22 protein-coding genes and 2 pseudogenes are annotated in these 26,614 nt (G+C 36.1%); 2 read left to right on the top strand and 22 right to left on the bottom strand.

Features of this window, described 5'->3' with window-relative positions; all coding sequences use genetic code 11:
* Positions 1-6 precede the first annotated feature (6 nt).
* Genes E8M05_RS04310 through E8M05_RS04300 form a run of 3 tightly spaced genes read right to left on the bottom strand, consistent with a single transcriptional unit; the run spans position 7 to position 2,091 of the window.
* Positions 7-825: a PTS system mannose/fructose/sorbose family transporter subunit IID gene (locus tag E8M05_RS04310; protein WP_003064274.1), complete on the bottom strand. Its 819-nt coding sequence runs from the start codon at positions 823-825 to the stop codon at positions 7-9.
* Positions 809-1,603 carry a PTS mannose/fructose/sorbose/N-acetylgalactosamine transporter subunit IIC gene (locus E8M05_RS04305; protein ID WP_003064270.1) on the bottom strand — a complete coding sequence of 265 codons (795 nt, stop codon included), beginning with the start codon at positions 1,601-1,603 and terminating at the stop codon, positions 809-811. The genes E8M05_RS04310 and E8M05_RS04305 overlap by 17 nt, the downstream gene beginning before the upstream one ends.
* A gap of 11 nt (positions 1,604-1,614) precedes the next feature.
* Complete coding sequence (locus tag E8M05_RS04300; RefSeq protein WP_003064268.1) at positions 1,615-2,091, bottom strand: PTS sugar transporter subunit IIB; 477 nt, start codon at positions 2,089-2,091, stop codon at positions 1,615-1,617.
* Positions 2,092-2,609: 518 nt separating this feature from the next.
* Between E8M05_RS04300 and E8M05_RS11840 the strand changes: the two genes are divergently transcribed.
* Together E8M05_RS11840 and E8M05_RS11835 are read left to right on the top strand one after the other, a co-directional pair.
* Positions 2,610-2,885, top strand: coding sequence for an IS3 family transposase (locus tag E8M05_RS11840; RefSeq protein WP_003064267.1), 276 nt, complete (start codon positions 2,610-2,612; stop codon positions 2,883-2,885).
* Positions 2,886-3,044: 159 nt separating this feature from the next.
* Positions 3,045-4,196, top strand: a pseudogene (locus E8M05_RS11835) (IS110 family RNA-guided transposase).
* A 432-nt stretch (positions 4,197-4,628) separates the two neighbouring features.
* Here the strand turns inward: E8M05_RS11835 and budA are convergent.
* From budA to E8M05_RS04180, 19 genes and pseudogenes are all read right to left on the bottom strand, one after another.
* Positions 4,629-5,348 carry an acetolactate decarboxylase gene (gene budA / locus E8M05_RS04280; RefSeq protein WP_041973700.1) on the bottom strand — a complete coding sequence of 240 codons (720 nt, stop codon included), beginning with the start codon at positions 5,346-5,348 and terminating at the stop codon, positions 4,629-4,631.
* A gap of 79 nt (positions 5,349-5,427) precedes the next feature.
* Entirely contained in the window at positions 5,428-7,104 is a 1,677-nt protein-coding gene (alsS, locus tag E8M05_RS04275; protein ID WP_003064256.1) for an acetolactate synthase AlsS, read from the bottom strand.
* Positions 7,105-7,608: 504 nt separating this feature from the next.
* On the bottom strand, positions 7,609-8,277 hold the full coding sequence (locus E8M05_RS04270; protein WP_003064252.1) for an HAD family hydrolase: 669 nt from the start codon (positions 8,275-8,277) through the stop codon (positions 7,609-7,611).
* Between the two features lie 361 nt (positions 8,278-8,638).
* Positions 8,639-8,757, bottom strand: a pseudogene (locus E8M05_RS11830) (CHAP domain-containing protein); the annotation flags it as partial.
* 160 nt (positions 8,758-8,917) lie between these two features.
* A complete protein-coding gene (locus tag E8M05_RS04255) occupies positions 8,918-9,067 on the bottom strand; it encodes a hypothetical protein (RefSeq protein ID WP_003064246.1) in 150 nt (49 codons plus the stop codon).
* A 380-nt stretch (positions 9,068-9,447) separates the two neighbouring features.
* Complete coding sequence (locus E8M05_RS04250) at positions 9,448-10,149, bottom strand: response regulator (protein WP_003064243.1); 702 nt, start codon at positions 10,147-10,149, stop codon at positions 9,448-9,450.
* Positions 10,142-12,841, bottom strand: coding sequence for a sensor histidine kinase (locus tag E8M05_RS04245; protein ID WP_003064240.1), 2,700 nt, complete (start codon positions 12,839-12,841; stop codon positions 10,142-10,144). Before E8M05_RS04245 ends, E8M05_RS04250 begins: the two co-directional genes overlap by 8 nt.
* Positions 12,842-13,291: 450 nt before the next feature.
* Positions 13,292-13,894, bottom strand: a complete 603-nt coding sequence (gene kdpC, locus E8M05_RS04240) for a potassium-transporting ATPase subunit KdpC (protein ID WP_136596411.1) — start codon at positions 13,892-13,894, stop codon at positions 13,292-13,294.
* Positions 13,895-13,930: 36 nt separating this feature from the next.
* Positions 13,931-16,000 carry a potassium-transporting ATPase subunit KdpB gene (gene kdpB / locus E8M05_RS04235; protein WP_003064236.1) on the bottom strand — a complete coding sequence of 690 codons (2,070 nt, stop codon included), beginning with the start codon at positions 15,998-16,000 and terminating at the stop codon, positions 13,931-13,933.
* A gap of 22 nt (positions 16,001-16,022) precedes the next feature.
* A complete protein-coding gene (kdpA, locus tag E8M05_RS04230; protein ID WP_003064233.1) occupies positions 16,023-17,828 on the bottom strand; it encodes a potassium-transporting ATPase subunit KdpA in 1,806 nt (601 codons plus the stop codon).
* A 497-nt stretch (positions 17,829-18,325) separates the two neighbouring features.
* Positions 18,326-19,561: a tetratricopeptide repeat protein gene (locus E8M05_RS04220; protein ID WP_003064227.1), complete on the bottom strand. Its 1,236-nt coding sequence runs from the start codon at positions 19,559-19,561 to the stop codon at positions 18,326-18,328.
* Positions 19,551-20,738 (bottom strand): AI-2E family transporter, encoded by a 1,188-nt coding sequence (locus E8M05_RS04215; protein ID WP_003064225.1) that lies wholly within the window; start codon positions 20,736-20,738, stop codon positions 19,551-19,553. Before E8M05_RS04215 ends, E8M05_RS04220 begins: the two co-directional genes overlap by 11 nt.
* 92 nt (positions 20,739-20,830) lie before the next feature.
* Positions 20,831-21,313 (bottom strand): NUDIX hydrolase, encoded by a 483-nt coding sequence (locus tag E8M05_RS04210; protein ID WP_003064222.1) that lies wholly within the window; start codon positions 21,311-21,313, stop codon positions 20,831-20,833.
* Positions 21,314-21,432: 119 nt separating this feature from the next.
* Complete coding sequence (locus tag E8M05_RS04205) at positions 21,433-21,855, bottom strand: HD domain-containing protein (RefSeq protein ID WP_003064219.1); 423 nt, start codon at positions 21,853-21,855, stop codon at positions 21,433-21,435.
* Positions 21,856-21,990: 135 nt separating this feature from the next.
* Positions 21,991-23,040 (bottom strand): dTDP-glucose 4,6-dehydratase, encoded by a 1,050-nt coding sequence (gene rfbB, locus E8M05_RS04200; protein ID WP_003064218.1) that lies wholly within the window; start codon positions 23,038-23,040, stop codon positions 21,991-21,993.
* Positions 23,041-23,214: 174 nt separating this feature from the next.
* Positions 23,215-23,808: a dTDP-4-dehydrorhamnose 3,5-epimerase family protein gene (locus E8M05_RS04195; RefSeq protein WP_003064215.1), complete on the bottom strand. Its 594-nt coding sequence runs from the start codon at positions 23,806-23,808 to the stop codon at positions 23,215-23,217.
* Positions 23,808-24,677, bottom strand: a complete 870-nt coding sequence (gene rfbA / locus E8M05_RS04190; RefSeq protein WP_013851675.1) for a glucose-1-phosphate thymidylyltransferase RfbA — start codon at positions 24,675-24,677, stop codon at positions 23,808-23,810. Before rfbA ends, E8M05_RS04195 begins: the two co-directional genes overlap by 1 nt.
* A 184-nt stretch (positions 24,678-24,861) precedes the next feature.
* Positions 24,862-25,650 (bottom strand): Nif3-like dinuclear metal center hexameric protein, encoded by a 789-nt coding sequence (locus E8M05_RS04185; protein ID WP_003064208.1) that lies wholly within the window; start codon positions 25,648-25,650, stop codon positions 24,862-24,864.
* Positions 25,637-26,323, bottom strand: a complete 687-nt coding sequence (locus tag E8M05_RS04180; protein ID WP_041973705.1) for a tRNA (adenine(22)-N(1))-methyltransferase — start codon at positions 26,321-26,323, stop codon at positions 25,637-25,639. Before E8M05_RS04180 ends, E8M05_RS04185 begins: the two co-directional genes overlap by 14 nt.
* Between the last annotated feature and the right edge of the window lie 291 nt (positions 26,324-26,614).

Genomic DNA, 26,614 nt, shown 5'->3' with positions numbered 1-26,614 from the left:
ATAAACCTACGCTTTCAAAATCCCAAAATAAGATAAAATAATAGATAATACAATAATTCCAAATATAATCTGGATAACAGACATTTTTTTACTTGCAATCAATTTATAAACAACTAGCGTTAATAATGCAGGTAATAGCGACGGCATAATTTTATCTAAAACTTCTGTTTGTAAAGATAAAGAGACTTCTCCTGTTTTAAAAACAGGAGCAACATTAATTTTGATGACAGAAGCCACTAAAGCACCAATAACGGTTAAGCCCATTATAGAAGCTGCTTCAGTAAAAACACTAAGTCGATCACCTAGAGCTGTTACTAATTTGATACCTGATTGGTAACCAATCTTAAATAGCTTCACTCTAAATAACAGAAAGATGATATTGAGTAGTAACCAAGTAATTGCTCCTGTAGGATTTCCTTCTAATCCCATATATGCAGCTATTGAACCAATGATAGTTGGATAAAGAACCCAAACAAGAGTGTCACCTATACCCGCTAAAGGCCCCATCATTCCTGTTTTAAAGCTCTGAACAGCTTCTTGAGCAGCAACGCCATCTCTTTCTTCCATTGCCACACTCGCTCCAAGTAAAACATTAGCCATCCAAGTTGTCGTATTAAAGTATTTAAAATGATTATTTAAAGCAGCAACATACTCATCGTCATTAGAATAAATTTTTCTCAATAATTTATTTAATCCAAACACCACTGCGGGTCCTTGTTGAGTTTCGTAGTTAAAAGTATTACAAGCCATAAACATATATCTAAAAGCTGCTTTATTAATATCTTTATTTGTTACAATATCATTTTGCTTATTCATCAAAATCATCTCCTATTTCTTCAACGGTATTAAGATTAGAAGTCGTAACTTTCTGAATTGTTGTTGTGAAATAATAATACGCTAACGCTAGTCCAACAATAGAGACTCCTAAGATTGGTAAATTAAGATACGCTGTCAAGACAAAGCCAATTAATAATAGGGATAAATATTTTTTTGCTGGCATAACTTGTAGTAATAAAGCAATCCCCACAACCGGAAGCATATTTCCAGCAATCGTCAAGCCGCTCGTAACCCAATCAGGCACATAGTTCAGTATAAGTGTAACAATTGTTTGTCCAAATAAAACACATAAAGTCGTTGGGATAGCCGTCGATAATCCAAAAATAAGTGGACCAATCCAAAGAATCCGATTCATTTTCTCAAACTGTTTAGCATTAGCTGCTTTCTGTGCCCAGTGTGCTACATAAGTATTTAAAATTTTGGCTAATACATCTAACTGAATTCCTAACATACCAACTGGAACCCCAACAGCAAGTGCAACAGCCTTAGCCTCTTCAATAGTTGTCGTGCTTTTAATCGCAACATAACCTCCAACTAGCGCTGCTAATCCCCAGTTTGGAACGGATGAGCCCCCGATATTGGCAACACCTAAAGACATTAATTGGAAAGTTCCACCAATAACCATAGCTGTTTCCATATCCCCCATGATAAGACCAACAAATAATGACACCATAATAGGAAACCAAGTCACAACGACCAGTCCTTGTTGATCTAATACTACCCAAAATGATAGTAAAATAATTAAGATTCCTTGAATAATATCCATTTCTTTTTACCTCAATCAATGTAGTAACTCATTGGCTCCTCAACGTCATTTGGGACAAAATGGAAAGTCACTTCAATACCAAGTTTCTCCAATTCCTTCAAAGAATTGATTTCCTCATCATTTACTGAAACCATTTTCCTAATTGTCTTTTTACCAGGACCATCAAATATAATTCCGATATTAACTTTTGGAATAGCTACTCCTCCCTTAACCAAATCAACTAGCGTTTGAGGATGGCGAACAATCAAAAATACATTATGACTGTCATATTTCCCTGCTGCAAAATTGGTAATAGCGGTATTAGTATCAATGATAGACATACCTGTACCAGCTGGCTTACTCATTCTCATTGCTGCCTTCTGACTTTCATCTTTGCTAATCTCGTCATCCACAACCATGAGACGTTTTGCTTTTGTAAATCCTGCCCATTGGGTAACCACAATACCATGTATAAGACGTTGATCAATTCTTGCTAATACTACTGACATAAGATTTCCTCCTTTTGTTATCGTTTACATTTTAATTTTATCAACTCCATTAGGGGAAAACAATAGATTATCAACATAATGAAACTTAGTAACTCATATTGGGAAAAGTATCATAAACAAGGACTTTTTCCCAACAACTTATTTGTTTAGTATAATCAATTTTTCACAGTGTTTAAAACCACCGCAGAAGTAAGCAAATTTGGCTCATCACTATATCCCCTCTCCCACAATCGTTTTAAATACTTCTATCAGACTTCATATTTGATACTATTTCTGACACACAATCAGATTTATTCAATATAAGTGTGATAAAGATTCACCCTTAAATATCTACAAAACAAAAAAGACAATCAATTTTAAACTGCACCTCAAAAGTTGGACATAAAATCTAACAATTAGGGTGCTTTTTGCATGACATTAAGTTATGAAGATAAAGTAAAAATATATGAGATGAGAAAATCAGGCGTTACTTGGTCATAAATTCATGACCAGTTCGGTATGAATACTAATAACTTAATATGTTCCGCTTAATTGAGCGTCATGGTATCAAGGTTATTCAAAAGACAGCCAATCGTCACTATTCCCCTGAGCTAAAACAGGAAATCATTGATAAGGTTCTGATTCAAGGGGATTCTCAAGGGAGTGTTTCTATTGACTATGCGCTTCCTAATATGAGAACATTACCAAATTGGATAGCACAATACAAGAAAAACGGGTATATTATTGTTAAGAAACAACGAGGGAGACCGAGTAAGATGGGGGGTAAACCTAAAAAAAGACGCCTGAAGAGATGACTGAGCTAGAGCATGTTCTTGAAGAGAATGAACATCTGCGTGCTGAGGTAGCTTATCTAAAAAAGTTGAGAGAATTGCGCTTGAGGGAGAAATCTTACAGCGCACAAGGCGGAGACTGTTAGAGAACTGGTCTCAGGAGGATTTCGATTAGACCTTTTACTGAAAACCGCTAAGCTAGCTCATTCTACTTACTATTATCAGTTGAAACGTTTTAATAGAGCTAATAAAGATAAGAAGGTCAAAGAGATGATTCAAACCATTTACGATGACCATAAAGGTAATTATGGTTATCGCCGTATTCAGGTCTTCTTTGAGGACAATAGTTACGCTTATACACGACTCAATCCCTTAGAATCCAAAAAACAACTAGATAGCTTACGAGTACGTAAAACGGATAAGATTGACGCTGAAAAACTAGCTATGTCTCAGTTCATCCTCAATCGTAAACCAAGCTATGTCCAAGACGCGCTTTATCAAGAATTACGCGACCTCAGCCGTTTCTATCAGAATCTTACTGAGGATATTGTCTGCGCTAAAAACCGTCTGCACAAGGTTTTACAAGTCACTTTTCCTGAATTGGAAAACATCTTGTCGGCACCAACTGGGAAACAATATTGGAACTTGGTCATGACTTTTCCATGTAATAGTTTTGTACTGGAGTTGGATGACGCCGCATTAACAGCTATCATCCGTCAGTCTACATCAAAACGCATCTCTGAAAAACGTGTAACTTACTTAGTAGATAAGCTTACAAAACTAGCTAATCAGTCTTATTGTGCGGTCAAAAAAACCTCTCCAATGATGGAAGAGGTCAAATATTATGCAGGGGAGTTACTTAGGCTTTCTGAATACAGACAAGGTGTTTTAGAGGAGATGGTAACATTGGCTCAATCTTTGCCAGAATACGAGATTCTTCTCTCTATTCCTGGAATAGCTGAAACCACAGCGACAAGTATTATTGGTGAACTAGGTGACATTCGTCGATTTCACTCTGCCAATCAAATCAATGCTTTTATCGGCATTGATCTCAGACATTATGAATCTGGGAACTTTCTAGCTAAGGAACATATCACCAAACGTGGGAATCCCTATGCCAGAAAGATTCTCTTTAAGTGCATTCATAACATAGCTTCAGCTAGCCATACCAATCTTTGTCATATTGCAGATTTCTATGAGAAACGGAAAAGACAATCGTAAGTAACTTCAACCAAACCACATACGATTGCCTCTATACATCGTCTCATCAGAACAATGTATTACCTCATAACGCATAACAAACTTTACGATTATACTTCTACCCAAAATCGGTAAAATTGTTTATGCCATATTATTGTAACACCTTATCAAAAAAATCACTAGGTAAGGTGTTGGTTTTGTGTACACTTTTTATACTAAACTTTAGCTCAAAAAAAGACAATTTCCTTAGTTTGACATATGGAACTCAAACTATTTTTCATCAAATACCTTGATATGCTTGACAAATGGTAGAAAAGGACTTAGCCCTGTACAATACAGAACTAAATCCTTATCATAATTAATGGTCCAACTTTTTGGGGGCAGTACAGATTAAAGTGTCATTCTTCTATAAGTTCATATAGCTTTTTAATACAAGATTCTCTTTATGATAGTATCATTATTGTGAGACTACTCCTGATTTTCTAGATATTTCAGCGTAACAACCCATATCTTCTAGTTTTCCTAATAGAACCAAGACATCTTATGCGTATAATGACATTCATGACGTCATTCGCTTTTTTCAATATCTTCTTTCAATTCATCCATATTAAATTTTGCAAAAAGGTATTTACGATCCTGAACCGGAAAACGCTGATCTAGTTGATCAACTGGCCCAACTTCAACAACACCTTCTGAAATAATAAAATCCATCACATGACCACCAAATGTGAAATCATCAGAAATAAAATGCAAATGATAACCTGCAACACTCACACCATGGAACATCTTTGGTGTCCAAATTCCGACAATCGTCCCTGAAATATTTTCACGTGTGTATTCTGGTTGGCGTGTAGCAACATCAGCAAACTTAATGTCAGGGGCTGACTTTGGAATCATACGAACATGCATCTTCACAAATGTTCCTTTTATCTTAATTGAACGAAATAAATTAACACCATCATAATATGACTCAATGCGTTTTTCTAATTCCTTATCAGTCATTTCAAAGCGTTGTTTAAAAACCACTTCAGCTCGGTGAGGGACGACAGCAGCATAAGGAATTTTGACATCATCAGAAACTTCTACCACCTCTGCTTTACCATCAGATCCTTTAGCTTGATACGCTTTACCATCAAGAATAATCAGTTCCCCGTCAATAGAATCTAGTGTTCCAATCCCCAAATCCCCATGTTCTAAAAGTTCACCTATAGTCAATGTTCCACCATAAAGACCAGCCATAAGTGCACTTAACGTATTATACTGAAACAGTTTAATTGCTTCTGACATATTCTCCTTCACTTTCATCAATAACCTTAAATAGTGCCTTCTGATATTATTTTATTGTCATATGATTAAAAAATCAAGTTTAATAAAATTCATCTGGTAAGATTGTTTCACCAAGTTTGATGTTATCTTTGTAGTCAATTGGAATATCAATTAAAACTGGTCCATTATTTGCTTCTTTTAAAGCTTCCTTGAATATTTCTTCAAATGAAGCTCTACTATCAACACGATACCCTTTTGCCCCAAAACTGCTAGCATATTTTACAAAATCAACAGAACCAAAGTCAACACCTGATGAACGACCATATTTCATTTCTTCTTGGAACTCGACCATATTGTACTTGCCATCATTCCAAATGATATGGACAATCGGCAACTTGAGACGTACTGCAGTTTCTAATTCTTGTGCTGAAAAAAGGAATCCACCATCTCCAGACACCGAAACAACTGTCGTATTTGGACGAACAAGTGCTGCTGAAATTGCCCAAGGAAGTGCAACTCCAAGGGTCTGCATGCCGTTTGAAAAGAGCAGATGACGAGCTTCGTATGATTTGAAATAACGTGCCATCCAAATGTAGTGACTACCAACGTCAACAGTGACAGTCATATCATCTGTTGTATTTTCTTGTAAGACATCAATAACATCAAGCGGGTGAACCAAACCTTCCTTGGAATTACGGTCAAATTTGACATCTTCGACAACATTTTTCTTCAGATTTTGCAAATAATCTACTGATGCTTTTGGCAAAACATAACCATTAACGGCAGGCAAGAGCAAGTCAATCGTATCCGCAATGTTACCAATCAATTCACGTTCTGGTTGGAAATAAGTATCGATTTCAGCTTGCGCAACGTCGATAACAATAATACGAGCTGAAATTTCAGCATTCCAATTTCGGGCTTCATACTCAATTGGGTCATAACCAATAGCAATAACAAGGTCAGCTTTTTTAAGCAACATGTCACCTGGCTGATTGCGGAAAAGCCCAACACGTCCAAAGAAAGTATCTTCTTCCAACTCACGAGAAACAATACCTGCACCTTGGAAAGTTTCAACAACTGGTAATTTTACAGCATCCAATAACTTACGAATAGACTTTGTAACTGCACGCGTTGAAGCACCATTTCCCAGAAGAAGAACGGGTAAGTCGGCATTTCGGATAGCTTGCGCTAAATAGTTGATATCACCAACTGACGCAGAACCCAATTGAGGATCTGTTAATGGCTTGATTGCTTTTACGGAAACCAAACTGTCAGTCACATCTTGTGGAATGGAAACAAAGCTTGCACCACGTTTACCTGACTTTGCCACACGATAGGCATTAGCAATTGTTTCAGAGAGAGTATCTGGCTCATGAACTTCTACAGCATATTTTGTAACTGGTTCCATCATTGCCACATTTTTCATAGATTGGTGAGACCGTTTCAGCAAATCGGCACGTTTTACTTGACCTGAAATCGCTAAAACAGGATCCCCTTCATCCGTTGCGGTCACCAATCCTGTCGCCAAATTTGAAACTCCAGGTCCACTTGTTGTAATCACAACGCCAGGTGTACCTGTAATACGTCCAATCCCTTGTGCCATAAAAGCAGCATTTTGCTCATGACGAGCTACAATCAACTGTGGTCCCTTATCTTCAAGAGTGTCAAAAATACGATCAATTTTAGCACCAGGAATACCAAAAACATAGTCAATGTCATGGTTGATGAGACTATCCACTACCAAATCAGCCCCATATTGTTTATTGTTATCTGTCATTATATCTCCTATAAATCTTTAGATGACTAATTCATAGCGGTGTTGTTTACCATCGAAGAGCATCAAATTCATAGCTGGATTTGGTGTAAAAATCAGTCAAATCTAAATCACAATTTTTTATTTTTTCACAAGTATGATTCAATTATATCATAGTTCATTTGAAAGTTTGTGAAAAATAGCTTGTGATTTTTTTATTTATCTTTCCTTAAAATACTCTGGAGATAATTAAACTCCCCAAAATAAAAACAAAGAAAACACCGTATCCAGTCTACATATCCTTATCAAGAAGACAATTTAAGACATCATGCTATGCTGATTTGTATTGCAGCAGATATATGGAATAGTTACACTATAAAAATGAAGAAGCAATAAACAGAAAACCATAGAATCGAAAATGCTTATTGGAGAATATCAAATATCTGACTACAAAGAAATTACAGACTTTTAGAGTGCCGTTCAAAATTGCTATATCGCCTAAATTATTTTTTAATGCATCTAGATATTTTAAAACTCATGTTGTGATTGAATTACGTTCAATGCTTCTTGCATACTTCCGACTTTCCAATTTGCCTTATCATTAAATAGTGGCAATCGACTATCGTAATATCCAATAGTAGCAATACCAGCACTCGTTGATGCTTCAATCCCTGAGTAAGAATCTTCAATAGCAATACACTGTTCAGCCTGAACAGACAATTCATTCAATGTCGCTTGATAAATTTCTGGATTAGGCTTACTCTCCATAAAATTTTCACCGCTAACTATAACATCAAAATAACCTCTTATACCACAACTTTCCAGAATCTCAATAATATGTTTATACTTTGAAGAAGAGGCAAGAGCTAACTTTATGCCATTTTCAACAGAAAAATCTAGAATTTTTATAATGTCTTCCCTAAATAATTCCCGATAATTCAATTTACTATATTTTACATCACTGAAAACACCATATTCTTTCTCAATTTTTTCTATACTATATTCTTCGCCGATAAAATGCTGTAAAAGTTTATAAAGTGTCAAATAGGATTTACCTACTAGTACTAATAACTCTTTATCACTATAATTAGAGTGTGGATTAAAAAGTTTTATGAATTCTTTTTGTATCGAAAAATCTTGATACTCCGTGTCAACTATTACCCCATCCATATCAAAAATAAGCGCTTTCAAATACATAATACTCTCCTTTCTAAAAGTTCTTGATTTATCAAATCTGATGGACTTTCGGATATAATATCTGGAATACTTTTAAAATGCCTTTTTCTGTACCAATTTACACCAACAGATTGACCACAAACCATCCTTGGCAGAAATTATATCTGCATCTGAATCGCCTGCAAACACTGCTTCTTTTACCTTCACTTCAAAATAATCTAGTACTTTTAAAACTCCATCACTGCTAACTTTAGAAACACACACCATCATCCAAAATAATATGCTAAATATTTACTATAATATTAGCATATTGTTTTGAAATAATCCAAGATAAATCAAAAGGATGTCCTAGCATTATTGAGTTTTGTTAGTATACCTTTTTTTATTTCGTCGTATAAGCAAAAACCAGGCTACTACTCCAGATAATCTGCGGAAGATGTAGTTTGGATTGCCATTATAGTTGGTTTCGGAGATAAGGAAAGAGCCATCCGAGTAAGCTTTCTATAGCGATAGGTAAAACTTTGATACTATCTCCATTTTTCCCTCACTTCACACCGTGCATGCGACTTTCACTGCACACAGCGCTCCATCAATAGTGTATTATCATAATTTTGCTTTATCGTGCTATATTGATGATATGATTAACATTATTATTCTGAGTTCAAATTTTTTTCAAAAGTGGTGAAGTTCCTACAAGTTCACGTAACTGATTTAATTTGGTCAGTCCTGTATTACTCAAATTCAAAAGCTGAAAGAAATTTTTGATAATCTTCTCATTTGTTGCATGAATCAGGCGATGAATATCATCCATATCCAATTCCTGATCTGTGACATCACATTTTCCTTTTTGAGCTACAAATAAAGAAATTCGATTATCATTTTGTATTCAACTGTTGACGCTCATTTATAATTGGGTGTTCTCGTCTTGACATAGCTAATTGGAAGAATTGGATAACCCATTAAGTACCGAATATTTTGAGATTGGAGGTAGGGGAGAGCTCCTTTATCTTTTCCCTTGTATTCTCCTATTTTTGTCAGTTCTGAACTTCTTCCAAGTCAAAGAGTTAAAGCTATACTATCTCATCACTGATTCGGGTTATAAAACACCAAGTATCGCATACTTCTTATTATCTCAAAACTGAATCATTATACGATTACCTCTCTTAACACAGAGTAAGAGACTTCCTCAAGCTACTCTACTCTTAACATGCGATAACCAACTCCTATGTGAGTTTGAATGTATTGAGGAGAATTCGGTTCTTTTTCTATTTTTTTTCTCAGAGTTGCCATAAATACTCGCAAAGAGGCAATATCATTATCCCAGTTACTACCCCATATGTTTTGTGTAATATAGGTATGCGTCAGAACTTTTCCTGTATTTTTCGATAATAAACAAAGTAATTTGTATTCAATAGGTGTTAAATGCAATTCTTCACTATTAATATAGGCGCATCCTGCTGCATAATCAATTCGTAGTTCTCCATTTATAAAAACAGAAGCTTCTGTAGGAGAAAATCTCTGCATCATCGTTAACCTTCTTTGCGTTACTCGCAAACGTGCTAACAGTTCCTCAACAGAAAACGGTTTAGTTAAATAGTCATCTGCACCTGCATCTAGTGCATCAATCTTGTCGGTATCTTCACTTCGTGCACTAATAACGATAATGGGCATACTTGACCAGGAACGAATTTTTTTAATTACCTCAACACCATCCATATCTGGTAACCCTAAATCAAGTAACACAATATCTGGATTATGTGAAGATGCTTCCAATATTGCTGCATCACCATTAGGTGCAGTTAAATAACGATAACCATGTGCTTTTAAGGTTGTCGTCATCAGATTCCTTACCGATGAATTATCTTCTACTAATAGAACAAGTGTTTTATTCATGTATTTGTCCTCCTATAGGTAAAGTGAATGTGAATATTGACCCCTGAGGAATATTATCTGAAACACTAATCTCTCCTCCATGGGCATTGATAATTGATTTACATAAAGCCAAACCTAACCCTAAACTTCTATGACTATCAACAACTTTGTTGATCCCGCTATAGAACATATCAAAGACTCGCTCCTTCACCTCATCAGACATCCCCTCACCATCATCTGATATGGAAATAACTGCTTTATTACCTTGTCGTTCTGTTTGAATAAGGATATGTGATCCTTGAGGTGTGTACTTTATAGCATTATCAACGATATTAATTATGACTTGAACAATTAGTCGGGCATCCATTTTAGCAATAAGAAACTCATCTTTATGCTTCACTTCAATATGATGTTCCACGCTTTTTCGATTCACATGGCGTAATGCTTCTGATACAACATCATCAACTAAATCATCTATAATGCGTAAATTTACATTATTTTCTTCAATCCTTGTCACAGCTAATAGATTTTCGACAAGATTGATAAGCCACATAGAATCATCATAGATATCTGTGTACATCTGCTTTTTAGTCGCTTCATCAAAGGAATCGCCATTTGAAAGAAGATTACTAGCATTTCCTGATATAGAAGTCAGTGGTGTACGTAAATCATGAGAAATAGCACGTAGTAAGTTAGCACGTAATTGCTCATTTTTAGCAAGAATAGCTACTTTTTCTTTCTCATAAGCATTCTTTTCATTTTCCAAGGCTAATGCACACTCTCCAATAATGGATAAAAGAATACTTTTTTCAAATGAGTCAAGAGGCTGCTCATCAATAACTATTCCTACTACACCATACACGTTATTATTAACTCGAATCGCTAAATATAAACACTTCGCATTTGGGAGCGTATCAGTCGTTGAACCAGCAGCTTTATTGTTTTTAAACACCCACTCTGCGACTGCTTTTTCATTGCTACTAGTATAGCCGTTATTTAGCAAATCTTTCGTAGCTGAAAAAATATAGGGCTCACCCAGCGTTTCCTTTTTTGCCAAATAAAAAACAACGTCTTTACCTAAGAGCTTGACAATCTGATTTGAAGTAGCAGATATAATATCTTGCCGACTTTTCGCTTTTTGTAAGAGATGATTTGTATCAAATAAAACTTTCATACGATAAGCATCACGTGTAGCTTGTTTTGCATGTCTTTCTAAACGATTTGCCAAGGATCCTGTTAAAAAAGCAGCAAAAAACATTATGAGAAAAGTTACTGGATATCCCTGATCATAGGCTTGAAAAGTAAATTGAGGCTTAGTAAAAATAAAATTAAAGACAAGAACACTAACTACCGAAGATATTAAACTATATATCTGATGTGTTGTCACCACTGCAGTAATTAAGACACCCAGCACATAGACTGTAATAATATTAGCCTCATCAAATCCTAAATTACGGAAAGTGTATCCAATTAAACTAGATATGATTAAAATGACAAGACATTTTAGAATATCAGTAGTTGACCAAATGATGTTTTTCTTTTTCTGTACTTTTCGTGCTCGATAAACAGAAACCGATGGCAACGTATCAGGAATAATATAAATATCCAAATTCGGGGCCATTTCTACCAATTTTTCTGTTAGTGTTGGTTTCTTGAAAAAGTGTGGTCTAGTTGCTGAACTTCGTCCAATAACAAGTTTAGACACTCCAAATACTCTCGCAAACTCCGCAATTTGAAAAGGAACATCTTCTCCACGAACTGTCTCAACCTGAGCACCAAGCTGCTCTGCTAGTCGTAAGTTAGCATATAAACGCTCCTTATTTTTGTCATCCATTGTAGAAAGGTCAGCTGTCTCAACAAATAAAGCTGTAAACCTTCCTTTAAAAGCTTTTGCCATCCTAGCCGCTGTTCGAATAATTTTAGTGCTCGAAGGAGATGAGGATAAACAGACAAGTATGTGTTCATCGATATAATAATCACCATGATTCTTAATGCGCGCATTCTCTGAAAGAATCTCAACACGTTGGGCACAACGACGCAATGCAATACCTCTAAGTGCTGTTAAATTATCTACAGTAAAAAAATTATCAACTGCTCGTTTAGCTTGCGACTCTTGATAAATAGCACCAGCATTCAAACGCTCAATTAAGTCTTGCGGTTCAATGTCTACTAACTCAACCTGATTAGCATTATCAAACACTGAATCTGGAATACGCTCCCTTACGAGTACCTCCGTGACAGAAGCAACCATATCATTTAAGCTTTCAATATGTTGGACATTAACTGTCGTGTAAACATCTATCCCTGCTTTTAAAAGCTCTTCAATATCTTGATATCTCTTTACATGACGGCAACCTTCAGCATTAGTATGAGCAAGCTCATCTACCAAAATTAATTCAGGAGCTCGTGCAATCGCCGCATCCAAATTAAATTCATGCAATTGAATCCCATTATAAACAATATCTAACTGTGGAAGCATCTCTAAACCATCCAGAAGGGCTGCGGTTTTCGGACGAGCGTGAGGTTCAATATATCCAGCAACTACATCAACTCCTCTATTCTGAGCCTCATGGGCTGCAGTTAACATCGCATAAGTTTTACCAACGCCAGCTGCATAGCCAAAAAATATTTTAAGTTTTCCTCTTTTTTGTTTGTTTTCCTCTTGACGAATAATCTCTAATAACTGATCTGGATTTTTTCTATTTTGATCCATTAAATACCTCCAAGAATGTTATAAATGAAAGCAGAGAAAGTTCAGCACATGTTTTCGAGACAGACTTTAATATTACATAAAGATTGTAACACAAACTAGTTACCGTTTCCAACTTATCCTAACTCTAGGAGGTATTCATTAAACCAAACATTATCCTCCTAAATCGACTCATCAAAAAAACTTTGTATATCATAATCTTGGAATAAGAGTAACCAAGAGACGAAAAGCGATATACAAAGTCAATTTTACTATCTTGCAAAGTCTAATCGATTTGCAATAATTTTTAAATACTTACCAATTGCTCACTGCGTCCCCCCTTATTCTCCTATGCAGTAGAGAACACTTTAATAAACAGTCACAAAAACAATCAGATTTGCTTTTGATTGCCTTGGCAAATGATTGAGGAACTTATATCTAAGTTAACTATGGTAATGCATCACAATATGATATTTATATAATACCATCCAACATCAAATTAACTTTCAAGACATTAACTGTTTTCTCACCAAAAATCCCTAAAAATCTACCCTTAGTGCACTTCTTTATAATTTTTCTAACACTCTGTTCAGATATATTATTTGCCTTGGCAATTCTCGCGACTTGATATTCTGCTGCTGCAGGAGAAATGTCAGGATCTAAGCCACTACCTGAGCTTGTCACTAGATCAACGGGAATGGTTTCTTCATTCATATCTGGATTATGCATACGCAATTTGGATATGCGTTCACTTAGCAATTTTTGATATTTATCACTTGAAGGACTTAAGTTAGAAGGCTCAGCATACATTAATATTTTACCATTTTTATCTTTATAAGTAGAAACGTCAACATTCATAATACGTCCCCACATATGCGCATCATCAGTATATTGCTGTCCTAGCAATTCACTACCATATTTTTTCCCATTAACCGTAATAATAGATCCATCAGCTTTATCTGGAAAAAGAAGTTGTGCTGCACCCGTTACAACTCCTGTATAAACAACTCCACAAAGTACTGTAAAAATAGTGAAAATCATCAGTGCTTTTGGAAATGTATTTTTTAATGTTTTCATTACAAAACCTCTCTTGATTTTTTACCACTAGACTTGTTATCTCAAAACAAAGAAAACTAAAAACATATCAATTAATTTCACACAGATAAACGGTGTTATTAGACCACCTAAACCGTAAATGAGTAAATTTCGAGATAGAAGCTTTCCAGCTGGAACTTCACGATATTTAACACCTTTTAATGCCAATGGAATTAATGCAATAATAATCAATGCATTATAAATAATCGCAGATAAAACAGCGCTTTGTGATGAATGTAGGTGCATAATGTTTAACTCGGATAAACCAGGATAAAGTCCTACAAACAATGCTGGGATAATTGCAAAATATTTTGCAACATCATTAGCTATAGAAAAAGTTGTAAGGCTCCCTCTGGTCATTAAGAGCTGTTTTCCAATACGAACAATATCAATTAATTTTGTAGGAGATGAGTCCAAATCTACCATATTACCAGCTTCTTTTGCTGCTTGAGTTCCAGTATTCATAGCAACAGCCACATCCGCTTGCGCTAGAGCCGGAGCATCATTTGTACCATCTCCAGTCATGGCAACTAAGTGTCCTTTAGATTGAAAATCACGAATCATCTGAAGTTTTGCTTCTGGAGTTGCTTCTGCAAGAAAATCGTCCACCCCAGCTTCGGCAGCGATGGCAGCGGCTGTCACTGGGTTATCTCCAGTAATCATTATGGTTTTAATTCCCATTTTACGTAAATCAGAAAATTTCTCTTGAACCCCTTGTTTGATAATATCTTTTAAATGAATAACACCTAAAATTTTATGATTTTTTGAAACTACTAACGGTGTGCCTCCCTGTTTAGCAATATCTTGTACAACATGGTCACATTCAGAAGAATAAATACCTCCTGCCTGTGTGACATATTGTTGCATTGTCTCAGCAGCACCTTTTCTAATCTCATTGTCATCATAATCAACACCGCTCATACGTGTTTTAGCAGTAAAAGGAATGAATTCCATGTTTTTATCAGAAAGATCGCGTGCACGAATTCCAAATTTTTCTTTTGCTAAAATAACAACACTTCGACCTTCTGGTGTTTCATCAGCTAGTGATGATAATTGAGCCGCATCAGCAAGTTCAACTTCACTTACTCCATCTACGGGTATAAATGCATGAGCTTGACGATTACCTAAGGTAATAGTACCAGTTTTATCTAACATTAAAATGTCAACATCTCCAGCTGCCTCAATGGCTCTACCACTCATAGCTAACACATTGGCTTGATTTAAACGACTCATTCCAGCAATTCCTATAGCAGAAAGTAAAGCTCCAATAGTTGTTGGTGCTAAGCAAACAAGCAATGCTACCAATGTCGTAATGGAAATTGTATTACTAATCCCTGCCTGTTTTGCTGAAAAGACTGAATAAGTATATAAAGACATGGTAACAAGAATAAAAATAATAGAAAGTGCAATAAGAAAAATTTGTAAGGCAATCTCGTTAGGTGTTTTCTTTCTAGCAGCACCTTCAACCATAGCAATCATCTTATCCAGAAAACTTTCCCCAGCCTCACTTGTGATTCTAACTACAATCCAGTCTGATAGAACTGTGGTACCACCAGTAACAGCACTTCTATCACCACCTGCCTCACGAATAACAGGAGCAGATTCACCAGTAATGGCACTCTCATCTACAGATGCTGCCCCCTCTTCAACTTCACCATCTCCAGGTATTTGCTCTCCTGCTTTTACGATAACGAAATCACCTTTTTTTAAACTAACAGATGATACAGGGGTAATTTGGTCTTTCTTGTCTAGCGACGGAATTTTATGTGCTTCGACATCTTTTTTAGCTGCACGTAATGAGTCAGATTGAGCTTTACCACGGCCTTCTGCAATAGCTTCTGCAAAATTTGCAAAAATACAAGTAAACCAAAGAATAATTGTGATTGCAAGTGTATAGCCACTAGAAGCATCCTTTAATCCAAACAAAGATACTGCCCAAAGTATAGTTGTTAAGATTGCAGAAATATAAACTAAAAGCATAACAGGATTTTGAACTTGTGTTTTTGGATTTAGTTTTATAAATGAATCTTTTATAGCTTTACCAATCATTTTTTTATCAGAAAAAGTACCTTTTACTTTTGATGACATGTTAGGATCTCCTTAAATATTATTACTGAAAAAATTCTGCCAATGGACCAAGCGCCAAGGCTGGTAAAAAGCTCAGTGCTCCAACTAACAAAATAATGACAATCAGTAAGAAGACAAACGTACTATTTGTTGTAGAAAGTGTGCCTGCAGTTGTTGCAATTTTCTTTTTACTTGCTAAACTTCCTGCAATCGCAAGTGTCCCAATAATAGGGAGAAATCTAGCAAATAACATAACCAATCCAAGAGTGATATTCAAAAACGGTGTATTAGCATCAAAGCCTGCAAATGCAGAGCCATTATTACCACCTGCAGATGAGAAAGCATACAAAAGTTCTGAAAAACCGTGAGCACCACTATTATTTAAGCTATTTACCACATTTGGTACTATAGCAGCAATACCACTCCCTACCAAAATAGCAATAGGCGTTGCAAGACAAACCATCACTGACCACTTCATTTCATAAGGTTCAATCTTCTTACCTAACAGCTCTGGTGTCCTACCTACCATAAGACCTGCAATAAATACGGTCAGAATAGCAAATGCAAGCATTCCGTAAAGTCCACAACCAACACCCCCAAATACAACCTCTCCAAGTTGTATCAATAGCATTGTTACCATACCTCCGAGAGGTGTATAACTATCATGCATAGAATTAACAGAGCCGTTAGAAGCAGCTGTTGTAAATGCTGCCCAAGTAGCTGAAGAAGCAATACCAAAGCGTGTTTCTTTTCCTTCCATATTACCTCCTGATTGATTTGTCATGGAAAGATTAACCGCTCCATTTTGCGATAATTGAGTTGTTCCAAATTGTTCACTAACTGCAATAGAAGCAAGTGCTAAAACAAGACAGATAAACATTGCCATAAAGATTGCAATACCTTGTTTTTTATTTCCTACTGCTTTTCCAAATGTAAAACAAAGCGCGGTAGGAATTAACAATATAGAAATCATCTCTATGAGATTAGTGAAAGCATTAGGGTTTTCAAGTGGATGTGCTGAGTTTACTCCTGTATAACCACCACCATTTGTCCCAGTTTGCTTAATTGCTATCTGACTTGCAGCTGGCCCCATTGGTACAAACTGCTCTTTTACAATTTGAGCATCCTTAACAACATGACCGTCAACAGTTACAGTATTATCAGATAAGTCAATTTGAGCATTTTCAATGATTTCTCCTCTCGAGCTAACTGCAATAGGTTCAACAAGAGAAACTGTTTCAGCGCTTTTCCAATTCTGAATCACACCACCACTAACAAGCAATAAAGAGATGACCAAGTTAAGCGGAATTAAAATATGAATAATAATTCTTGTAATGTCTACCCAAAAGTTTCCTAATCCATCAGATTTCACTTTTTTAAATCCACGAATTAGAGCAAATAATACAGCAATACCAGTAGCAGCTGACACAAAGTTCTGAACTGTTAATCCGATAGATTGTGTCAAATAGCTCATTGTAGATTCTCCACTATAAGCTTGCCAGTTTGTATTCGTAATAAAGCTTATTGCAGTATTAAATGCTAAATCCCATTTTACTCCTGAGAGGCCTTGGGGATTTCCTGGAAGAATACCTTGTAAAAGTTGTAAAAGAAATAAGAAAATAAAACCTATTCCTGAAAAAACAAATACTGAAATAGCATATTTTTTCCAATTCATCTGTTCTTCTTTATTTAAACGCAATAATTTATATACCGCATTTTCACAAGGCGTTAAAATTTTGGACAAAAAGGTCCTCTCGCCATTCATCACTTTTTTAATATAGGTTCCAAGCGGAATTGCAAGAATTACTACTATAGCTAGATAAAATATGTATTGAAATACTGAGCTCATTATTGTGAATCTCCTTTCATGAGAATGTACACATAATAACTTAGTAGTGCCACAGCACATAGACCGATTATACTGATTATCACAGTCATTTTTATAACTCCTCCTTGTTTTATAATTGTAACACCAGCATTATTAAAACGGAATTAATAGAAAAGCCACAACATAAAGATTCTATAAAGAAACATTCAAATAATATAGTTATTTGATAACAAAGCTATGTCATAATATGAATTATTTTTACAGATCAATCTGCCCTATATAAAACTAGTGTAAAAGTAAGGAAAATCAATATTAATAAAAGAAGTATAGCTCTAATGTGCTATACTTCTTTTATTATTTATTTTTTCCGTCTTGTTTTAACAAAATCATAAACAGTCATTAAAATAAAACCTGTAAAGACAATAATGATATTACGTAATGGTGTACCACTATGGTCAAAAAAAATTAGCAAGCAAAAAATAATAATGACTGTGATAAGATTACTAATTAAACGGTTTCTAAAATTCATTTTCATTTAAAAATCCTACCATATTCACATCATCTGGAACTAGTTGCAAATAACGTTCTGCAACCTGATGAGCACGTTCCTTTTGCCCAAATTCACGTAAAATATAAGCATAATCTTGCAAGAACTCTGGATTATCCGATAAATCTGTTGCCAATTCATCATAAAGATTGAGCGCTTTTTTATCAGCTTCCAAAGCTTGGTAAGCTTTAGCGATATTCCATTTTGTTAGGACGCTGTCGATATTATCGCGTGACAAAGTAACAACATCCTCATAACGTTTCTCTTCCAAATACAAGTTGGTCAAACGCATTAAGACATCTTCATCATCAATCGCAACATCTTTTGCTTTCAAAAGATAGTTTTCAGCTTGCTTAGAATCATGCAACTCATATGAAAATTGTGATGCAGTAAGCAACAAATTGGTATCAAATTCGTTTTTACTCAAGCCTTTTTGAACTAGACGAAGCGCCTCTTCTGTTTTGTTTTCCTCATGAAGAGATTGGGCATAGATGTATTCATAGCCCTCAAAATCAGGATTCATCGTATCCAACTGCTTAAAGTAAACATTTGCCTTTTGATACTCCCCTTGGTCATACAAAATAGTGGCTAATTCAAAAATTGTTCCGTCGTCATATTCAATTTCAATCGTTTTTTCAAGAAATTCAATCGCTGCTTCAAATTTCCCAAGACTAGCATAAGCACGACCGATACGTTGATAAGTAGAAATCCCTGTTAATTCAAGGATTTCACGGTTATCCAACTTAGCGTATTCTTTGATTGCTTGATTAAAATTACCTAATTCTAACTCAATTTCAGCCAAACCAAAGATAACCAATGGGTCATCGCTGATTTTACTAGCTAGCAATAATTTCTCACGCGCAACATCTGTCAAACCTTCCATATCGTAAATATCAGCCATGACAAGCAAAGCTGATAAATATGCTTCGCTTTCTGGTGAAATGGCATCCAAATACAAGAAAGCTCCCTCAATATCACCATCTTCAGTTGCAATCTGCGCTAGGTTAATGTTTACTTCAGGATAACTCTCACGTTCCTGCAAATAAATTTCCCTTGCTTGTGGCAAGAAGCCAATGCTTTCAAGATATTCTGCCAATTCCAAGAGCGTCTCAGCATCATCTTCTTTTAAAGCGCGTTTAAAGTATTTATCAGCATGCTCCAAATCTTGTTTTTGAATCGAAGCCACCATTTTTTCACTATTCAACATCTTTAGCTTTTTCTTTCCCTTCTATAATAAGTACTTCTTCCTCATACAAACCACTGATACGTTTGTACCATTCAAAAATTTCTTTAACAACAACTTTGATTGAAGCGTAAATTGGAATCCCTAGGAAAACGCCCCAAACACCAAACATTGCCCCAGACGTTAGCAAAATAAACATGATGGTAATCGGGTGAATGCTCAATTTGCTTCCCAGAACCAAAGGCGAAACAAAACGTCCCTCGATTGTCTGCTCAATAACAAATGCTATCAAAACTTTAATGAGCATAATCGGACCTTGGACAACTCCCATGATAACGACTGGAACCATGGCAAGAAAGCTCCCAAGATATGGAATCATGTTAAGAAAACCAGCGATAATCCCAAAAGTAGCCGCATAACGCAAACCAATAATATTAAAGAAAATCGTAAATATAATACCAACAACAATAGCAACCGTTACTTGTCCTTGAACATAACCAGCTAATTGTTTATTAATATCACCGAGAACACGCGAAATTGGGCGGCGCATCCGTGTCGGAAGTGTTTTTAATAAGCCTTCTTTCATCTTACCGCTATCACGCAAGAAATAAAATAAGATAAAAGGAGACATAATGATTGCCACAGTTACACGAGCAATAGCACTGGCAAAATTTGATGCCCAGTCAATCGCATTTTTTGAAAAGCTTTCCGCATAATCAATTGCTTTAGTGCTCACATTTGACAGCATTTCTTCCAATTCTTCTTGATAATTGGCTAGCCAGGGGCTCTCTAAGAATTTATTAGCTTCAACATTAATGCTTCTGACATAGCTTGGTAAATTCTCAACGAAAGACGTTAACTGCTCTTGAATCGTTGGGATAAAGCTCGCCACAGCCCAGATTAACAAAGCAATGATAATCGCAAACACAATAAAAATAGAAGTTGTCCGACTAACGCCACGTTTCTCAATAAAACCAACCAAAGGTTTGATTAAATAATAAAGAATTGCCGAGATCACCAAAGGCAACATAATAATAGCTATAAAAGATATAATCGGCGTAAATAAAAATGAAATCTTGGTAAAGAGATAAAGGGTTAAAAACACAAGAAAAGTAATCAAAACAGCGACAACTGCTTGATTATTTAAAAACCATTTAAAAAACCAAGAATCTGTAAATTTCTTCTCTTGATGATAATTCATGTAAACTCCTCACTACTGTTTGCAATCGATGATTAAACTAACTTCCATTATAGCATTTTCTATTAAAATCACCATTTTTTAAAACGATTCACTCATTTATCATAAAATGTCACGCTTTTATCAACCAAGCGCTGTTCGTCGTCATAAGTAAATTTAGCTGAAAAGAATGGCACATCATCCAAAATCCATTTAAAAATTTCGTAGTCACCCTCCCAAGTCGGTTTTGATAGAACTTGGTCGTAAGGCACCCACTCTAAAGTTCCTTCACGTGACTCTTCATCAGAAATCAATTCTCCCTCAAAATCGGTTACCTTGAAAACATAAGTGTACCAATCATGCCCTGGTGTGAATTCTGGAAACGTAATCACTCCCTTGAAATCCATTTCTTTAACAGTAAAATGCGTTTCCTCAAAAATCTCACGTTTCGCACATTCATCTGGTGTCTCACCTACTTCTAGCTTACCACCAACAGAAATCCATTTTCCTTCATGAACATCATTTGGTTTTTTATTGCGATGTAAAAGCAAAAGCGCTTCACCATTATCAATATAACAAATCGTTGCTAATTTTGTCATTTCTCTCTTCTTTCTTGTTTTATTCTATTGTACCAGAAAACTAAGGACAATTCTTGAATCAAAGGTTAACTTAGACGGCATTTCCTATTTTTAAGGGGATAAAAAGCACATAGAGCTATCTAAGTGCTTAAAAATATAGTGGCATCTTGGTATTTTTTCAGACGTTTGATGTCGTTTCGAGTGACCTGAGCCAGCCTTGATAAATCTGAATTGTGCTTTAAATCCGCCAATTTGACAACACGTGCTAATTCATTTGTTTTAACAAGTTTAAGATATTGCTTGTACGATTGCCCATCTTTTCTAGTCAATAAATCAACTGCTTTTATGATTTCAGACGAGAAACCTGCTTCTTCTAAATCACTCAGCTGATAAGGAGTGTCTTCTATCACATCGTGTAAATAGGCAACAATTTTTTCATCATCTTTCGTGACAAACGATGCCACAGTCTCAGAGTGTAAAATATACGGCGCACCAGCTTTGTCAACTTGATCGTGATGTGCTCTTTTAGCAATTTCGTGAGCTAATTTTACATCATCTTTCATCACTGTTCCTCCTTTACCGAAAAATTAAATCTATTATAGCACTTTTCTACCCTTACGTTGCCTCCGAAAATGCCCCAAAACTACAAAAAAGCCTGTCGCCCAAGCTGTAACCCTTGATACGATAGGCTTTTATGATTATTTGTCAAGAACTTTTTGTGTTTTAGCGTAGTTAGCTTCAACAGCTTCTTTTTCAGCTTTCCACCAATCTTGGTTATCTGTGTACCATTTGATCGTTGCTTCAAGTCCTTCTTCAAAGTTTGTGAATTGAGGTTTCCAACCAAGTTCTTCACGAAGTTTAGTTGAATCAATAGCGTAACGAAGATCGTGACCAGCACGGTCTGTTACGTGGTCATATGCGTCTTTTGGTTGACCCATTTTTTCAAGGATAAGTTCAAGAACTTCTTTGTTGTTCTTTTCACCATCTGCACCGATAAGGTAAGTTTCACCGATACGTCCCTTAGTCAAGATAGCCCAAACGCCAGTTGAGTGGTCGTTTGTGTGAATCCAGTCACGAACGTTTTTACCGTCACCGTAAAGTTTTGGTTTAATTCCTGACAAAATGTTTGTGATTTGACGAGGAATGAATTTTTCGATGTGTTGGTATGGTCCATAGTTGTTAGAGCAGTTAGAAATAGTTGCTTTAACGCCAAATGAACGTACCCAAGCTTTAACAATCAAATCTGATGCAGCTTTTGTTGATGAATAAGGTGAACTTGGATTGTATTTTGTTTCAGCAGTGAATTTTTCACCCGGTCCTTCACCATGTCCTGGAAGGTCCTCACGAAGTGGAAGATCTCCGTAAACTTCGTCAGTTGATACGTGATGGAAACGAATATCGTATTTACGAGCTGCTTCCAAAAGTGTGTATGTTCCAACAAAGTTCGTTTGGATGAATGGGCTTGGATCTTTCAATGAGTTATCGTTGTGGCTTTCAGCAGCGTAGTGAACGATAGCATCAGCTTTAGCAGCTAATTTATCAACCAATTCAGCATCTGCAATGTCACCAACAACCAATTCAACACGGTCACCAAGGATTTCTTCCAAGTTAGCACGATTACCAGCGTATGTTAATTTATCAAGAACAGTAACATGTACGTCTGGATGGTTATTATAAACATAGTGTACGAAGTTTGAACCGATGAAACCTGCACCACCGGTTACAATGATATTTTTGTATTCAGACATAACTTAAGATACAAAGGGACGTTTCGCTTGCGAAAAATCTCGTGGAAAAATAGAAAGTCCGACGTAGACGACTAGCGTCTAGGAAGATTTATCTTTTTTCTCAGAGATTTAGTCCCGTGTTCAGTTTTTTTAATAAACTGAACATTCCTTTCTGATTTATTTTTTTATTAGGTATTACAAATCTTCTTTGCTTAATGGTTTAACGTCTTTAAGCAATGGGTGATTTTTGTCAGCTTCAGAGACTTCTGCTGCTTCCAAGTTTTCCCATTTAATGCCTAATGTTGGGTCTGCATAGTTAACAAAGGCATATTTTGGTTTGAGTTCAAGTGCCCAGTAATCATTAACCAAATAGCTATATGCAACTTTATCAGACAATACTTGGAAACCATTGGCAACACCGCGAGGAACAAAGATACCTTTTGAGGCATCAATAACAGTTTGATAAACATGACCAAAACTGTCACCTTCACGTAGGTCAACCCATGACCCTAGAACTTTACCTTCGTCAGCCACAGAAATGTATTTATCCCAAGGTTCTGCATGAAGTCCACGCAAAACATTTTTATGTGAGAAGCTAACGTTATTTTGTAATTTACCTTCTGCAAAGAAAGATTCTGGAAAACCAAGAGGAATCATTTTTTCTTTTTGGAAGTTTTCTTTGAACCATCCGCGGTTGTCACCATGGACCGGAATATCAAATTCAATCATTCCAGGGATAGCATCAATTTTGCGCCCTGCTAATTCTTTACCAAAAAACTGTTCAGTCATTACTCTTCTCCAATCAAACGAAGCAAGTATTTTCCGTATTCGTTTTTCTTCAATGGTTGTGCAAGGTTATGAACATCTTCTTTGGTGATGTAGCCCATACGATAAGCAATCTCTTCCAAGTTTGCCACTTGAAGATTTTGCATACGCTGTACAGTTTCAATGTATTGAGCCGCTTCCAAAAGACTTTCGTGTGTTCCTGTATCAAGCCACGCAAAACCACGTTCCATAACTTCTACAGAAAGGTCGCCACGTTCAAGGTAAACTTTGTTGACATCTGTAATTTCAAGTTCACCACGCGCACTTGGTTTGATACTTTTAGCAATTTCAATAACATCATTGTCATAGAAATAAAGACCTGTTACGGCATAGTGAGATTTTGGATGTTCCGGCTTTTCTTCAATTGAAATCGCGTTACGATTATCATCAAACTCAACAACACCAAAACGTTCTGGATCTTTGACTTGGTAACCAAAGACAGTAGCCCCTTTTTCTTTGCTAGCTGCTTTTTGAAGCATTTTGCTAAGTCCTGGTCCATGATAAATGTTGTCTCCTAAGATAAGCGCAACGTTGTCATCACCGATGAATTCCTCACCGATGATAAAAGCTTGTGCCAATCCATCTGGGCTTGGTTGAACAGCATAAGAAAGTGAAATTCCAAATTCTGACCCATCACCAAGTAATTCTTCAAAACGATGAATATCAGTCGGTGTTGAGATGATTAAAATATCTCGAATTCCTGCCAACATTAGTGTAGACAGTGGATAGTAAATCATTGGTTTATCATACACTGGCATAAGTTGTTTTGAAGCCGCACGAGTCAATGGGTACAAACGTGTACCAGATCCTCCTGCTAGAATAATACCTTTCATAGTTAGGTCTCCCTCTTTATTAATTATCAATTCTATTTTACCATTTTTTGGAAATGCTGTCACTAAGTTTCCTATTTTGCAAGTTTTTCAGGAATTTCCTGCACTGAAATAACGCAAATTCTGGATTAGCATGACATTTTTAAACCAAAATAGGATTGAGACTTCTTCTCAATCCTACAACTTATTACAAATGAAAAAATGGATTAGTTTCTGCTTGGCTGGCTATAAAATCAACATTCCATTGATTATCGGCTTTCCAAGCATTGAATTTTTCAACCAATTTATCGATAAAAAGCACTTCGATGTGATGCCCAGGGTCAATCGCAAGCATGCCGTTAGTAATCATTTCTTGGGCTGTGTGATAATAAATATCTCCTGTGATATACACTTGTGCCCCTTTTTCCATTGCGTCACGATAAAATCCTTGACCACTTCCGCCACAAATCGCAACACGGTTAACGAGAGTCTCTTGATTTCCATAAGCAACTAGGCGTACACTATCCAAATGGAATTTTTCTTTTACTTTTAATGCAAAATCGGAAAAAGTCTGCTCCTCAATCTTTCCGATACGACCAATCCCATAGCCATCTGCAGTTGGTGTCAAAATGTCAGTGTCCTTAATCTCCAAGAGCTCACAAAACCAATCATTTAAACCATCTGGAACAATATCAATGTTAGTATGACTAACATAAACGGCAATGTCGTGCCTCACCAAGTCAATGTAAATCTGATTTTGTGCCGTTGCGACCAAGTCCTTAAGTGGTTTAAAAATCGGAGCGTGTTTAACAATAATCAAATCAACACCTTTTTCAATTACTTCTGCAACTGTCGTCTCACGAACATCAAGTGCAATCATCACACGCTTAACATCCTTGTCAAGAGTGCCAATTTGAAGCCCTGAAATATCTCCTTCCATAGATAATTCACGTGGGCAATACGCCTCATAACGAGCAATAATCTCACTTGCTTTCATTGATAGCCTCCTTAATTGCTGCTATTTTTTGTGAAATGGCTTCGCGGTCATCGATACGATTTTTAGGAACATGTGGCAAAGCAATCTCTAATTTTTTCAATTCACGTTTCCAACGTAATTTGAAGATTGCTGATTTTTCTTGATTTAAAAATGGTCCAAAACGCAATTCTGTATCCGACAAAGTCATTTTCCCATGTTCTACCACCATGATTTCGTAGAATTTATCATTTTCAGTCATGATTTTTTCCGCAATAATTTTGAAATGATTTGCCATAAGCCAAGCACGAAGCTCATCCTCACGGTTATTAGGTTGTAAAATCAGACGCTCAACGCTTGCTAATTTATCAACGCCAGCTGCGAGAATATCAGCAATCAAACCACCACCCATGCCACAAATGGTGATAGCTGTCACATTATCAGATTCGTCAAAAGCCGCTAAACCGTCTGCTAAACGAACAGCGATTTTATCAGCTAAACCAGCTCCTGCAACATTATGAAGGGCTGATTCATAAGGTCCTTTAACCACTTCACCTGCAATAGCAAATGAAATTTTTTCCCCTTCTGTCAAAACAATTGGTAAGTAAGCATGGTCACTTCCAACATCAAGTAAACGTGCCCCCTGCGGCACAAATTCCGCCACGGCAGCCAAACGTTGTGATAATACTGTCTGCATAAATTTTCCTTCTAAAATATCATTCATTTCAATTATATCAAAAGGGAGTGAGACAAATAAAGTCTCCAGTGGAGACTTTATTCATGAGCCTAAAAATTAAAAAGCGAATCAGTAGTTTCGTAGAAACTTGATTTCTCAGCAAGTCTTAATTTCTTGTTGCTGACCTAAAACGGTCTATTCCTAAACCGTTTTTGACACTTACTTCGTAAGTTTTATTTCCCGATTATAAAGGTTCCCCAAAGCTTTATAACTCACCCCCGCACAGCTCAAAAGCTTTGGGGAAGCTTTTGA

The sequence above is a fragment of the Streptococcus pasteurianus genome (assembly GCF_004843545.1).
Classification (GTDB): domain Bacteria; phylum Bacillota; class Bacilli; order Lactobacillales; family Streptococcaceae; genus Streptococcus; species Streptococcus pasteurianus.
The sequence above is the reverse complement of the archived record's forward strand: the minus strand, read 5'-3'. Positions and strand labels throughout refer to the sequence as shown.